This window comes from Amycolatopsis sp. SID8362 (assembly GCF_010550475.1).
In the GTDB taxonomy this organism is placed as follows: domain Bacteria; phylum Actinomycetota; class Actinomycetes; order Mycobacteriales; family Pseudonocardiaceae; genus Amycolatopsis; species Amycolatopsis eburnea.
In genome coordinates, this window is record NZ_JAAGNB010001138.1 from 1 (window position 1) to 2,278 (window position 2,278).

General features: G+C 74.0%; 2 protein-coding genes. Both read left to right on the forward strand.

Going from position 1 to position 2,278, the window contains the following annotated elements:
* A partial coding sequence (locus G3I65_RS35395; RefSeq protein WP_160699955.1) for an acetoacetate--CoA ligase occupies positions 1 to 1,537 on the forward strand: 1,537 nt, incomplete at its 5' end.
* A 1-nt stretch (position 1,538) separates the two neighbouring features.
* Positions 1,539 to 2,237, forward strand: a complete 699-nt coding sequence (locus G3I65_RS35400) for an LLM class flavin-dependent oxidoreductase (protein ID WP_160699956.1) — start codon at positions 1,539 to 1,541, stop codon at positions 2,235 to 2,237.
* The last annotated feature ends 41 nt before the right edge of the window (positions 2,238 to 2,278 follow it).

Genomic DNA, 2,278 nt, shown 5'->3' on the forward strand with positions numbered 1-2,278 from the left:
GGCCGGGGTGCGGCCCGGTGACCGGGTCGGCGCCTACCTGCCCAACACCGAGCACGCCGTGATCGCCTGCCTCGCGACCGCCGCCGTCGGCGCGGTGTGGGCGTGCTGCTCGCCGGACTTCGGCGCCGACGGCACGCTCGGGCGCCTCGCGCAGCTCGAACCGGCCGTGCTCATCGCCGCGGACGGCTACCACTGGAACGGCAAGGTGATCGACCGCGCCGACGTCGTCGCGCGGCTGCGCGAGGAGCTGCCGGGCCTGCGCCACTTCGTCCACGTCCCGTACGCGTTCGACCGGCCGGACCCCGCCGGCTCGACGCCGTGGGCCGAGCTGCTGGCCGAGGACTCGCCGCCGGACTTCGCGCAGGTCGAGTTCTCCCACCCGCTGTGGGTGCTGTTCACCTCCGGGACCACCGGGCTGCCCAAGGGCCTGGTGCACGGCCACGGCGGGATCACCCTGGAGGGGCTGAAGTGGTCCGGGCTGTACTGCGGGCTGCGGGCAGGCGAGCGGATGTTCGCCTGCACGTCAAGCGGCTGGGCGCTGTGGAACATGCAGCTGGGCGCGCTCACCCAGGGTGCCGCGATCACCCTCTACGAAGGCGCGCCGCACCACCCGCCGGGCGCGGTCTGGGAGGTCGCGGCCCGGACCGGGGCGGACGTCATGCTGCTCGGCGCCGCCGTCGTCATGGCCGGCGTTTCACCGCGGCAGCACGACATCGGCAGGCTGCGGCACGTCATGGTCAGCGGCTCGGCGCTGCCGCCGGCGGGCTACCACTGGATCCTGGAGCACCTCGGCCCCGACCTGCGGATCGATTCGACCAGCGGCGGCACTGACATCTCGGGCTCGTTCGTCGGCGCGAGCGAGTACGACGCGGTCCGCCCGGGCCGCATCGGCGGGCGGCTCGCCGGCGTCGACTGCGCGGCCTGGGACTCCGGCGGCGAGCCGGTGGTGGACGCGGTCGGGGACCTCGTCGTCACCCAGCCGATGCCGTCGATGCCGGTGTCGCTGTGGAACGACCCCGGCGGCGTGCGCTACACCGAGTCCTACTTCGGCACCTGGCCCGGGGTCTGGCGGCACGGCGACTGGGTGACGCTGCATTCCGACGGCAGCGTCTCCATCCACGGGCGGTCGGACTCGACGCTCAACCGCCACGGCGTCCGGCTGGGCAGCAGCGACTTCTACGACGTGCTGGAAACGCTGGACGAGATCGCCGAAACCCTGGTGATCGGGCTCGACCTGCCCGACGGCGGGTACTGGCTGGGGCTGTTCGTGGTGCCGTCGCCCGGTTTCGCGCTCGACGACGCGCTGAAGCGGAAGATCGTCACGACGTTGCGGACCCGCCTGACGCCGCGGCACGTCCCGGACGAGATCGTCGAGGCACCCGCCGTTCCGCACACCTTGAGCGGCAAGCGGCTGGAGGTGCCGGTCAAGAAACTGCTGTCCGGCGAGGAACTGGCGCGGGCCGCGAACCTCGCCTCCGTCGACGACCCGGACGCGCTGCGCTGGTACGCGCGCTTCGCGGCCGACCGGGCGCGCTGAGATGCGCTTGGGTGCGACACTCGCCCGGCTGGCCCCCGGCCCGCCGATCGCGGTCGCGGAGTGGGCGAAACGGCTGGTGGGTGAAGGGTTCGAGAGCCTGTGGACGCCGCAGATCATCGGGCGGGGGTTCTTCGTCCCGGACCCGTTCGTCACGTTGGCGGTGGCGGCGACGGCCACCTCGCACGTCGAGATCGGCACGGCGACCATCCAGGTCCCGCTGCACCACCCGGCCGACCTCGCGTACCGGATCCGCTCCCTGTGGTCGGTGTGCGGTGACCGCCTGACCGTCGGCGTCAGCCCCGGCTCGACCGACCTCGACTACGCCGCGCTCGGCCGGGACTACGGCGGGCGGTTCCGGGCCTTCGACGAGAACCTGCCGCGCTTGCGGGAGCTGCTCCCCGGCGGGCCGCCGCTGCTCCTCGGCTCGTGGGGCGCCAAGGTCGAGCGCGCGGCCCGGGAGTTCGACGGCTGGCTGGCGTCCGCGTACCGCCGCACCCCCGACCAGATTCTCGCGGCGCACGAGCGTTTCCGAGCCGCCGGGGGACGGCGCGCGATCGTGTGCGCGGTCCCGGTGCCGGCGGACCTCGGACGGGCCGGCGAGGTGCTGCACCGGTACGCGGAGGCGGGGTTCGACGACGCCGTCGTGCTGCTGACCCCGGACGGCCCCGATCCGGCGGCGGTCCGGGCGTTGCTGCCGTAGGAGGGCGGCGGTGCTGGTCACCCGTGCAGGGTGTGGCTGGG